The organism is Arthrobacter sp. C152, from assembly GCF_054890965.1.
In genome coordinates, this window is the sequence record NZ_JBTZSU010000105.1 from 1 (window position 1) to 549 (window position 549).

The following is a 549-nucleotide window of genomic DNA, read 5'->3' on the forward strand; positions in this document are numbered from 1 at the left end:
ACGACTACCGCAAGGTCTACGCCGCGTACAAGGCAGCCACCGAATTCAAGGGCAAGCCCACCGTCATCCTCGCCAAAACCGTCAAGGGCTACGGCCTCGGACCGCACTTCGAGGGACGCAACGCGACCCACCAGATGAAGAAGCTGACCCTGGATGACCTGAAGAAGTTCCGCGACCACCTGCGGATCCCGGTCACCGACGAGCAGCTTGAAAACGACAGCTACCGTCCGCCGTACTACCACCCGGGCACCGATGCGCCGGAAATCAAGTACATGATGGAGCGCCGCGCCGCCCTGGGCGGGTCCGTTCCGGAGCGCCGCTCCACGCACGCCGAGATCGTGCTGCCGGACGCAAAGTCCTACGAGGTGGCCAAGCGGGGTTCGGGCAAGCAGCAGGCCGCCACCACCATGGCGTTCGTCAGGCTCCTGAAGGACCTGATGCGGGATAAGAACTTCGGCAAGCACATCGCCCCGATCATCCCCGACGAAGCCCGCACGTTCGGCATGGACGCGTTCTTCCCGACCGCGAAGATCTACAACCCCAAGGGCC

1 pseudogene is annotated in these 549 nt (G+C 64.1%); it reads left to right on the top strand.

The annotated features are described in order from the left end of the window. A pseudogene (locus tag ACYSM9_RS21910) lies at positions 1-549 on the top strand (pyruvate dehydrogenase (acetyl-transferring), homodimeric type); the annotation flags it as partial.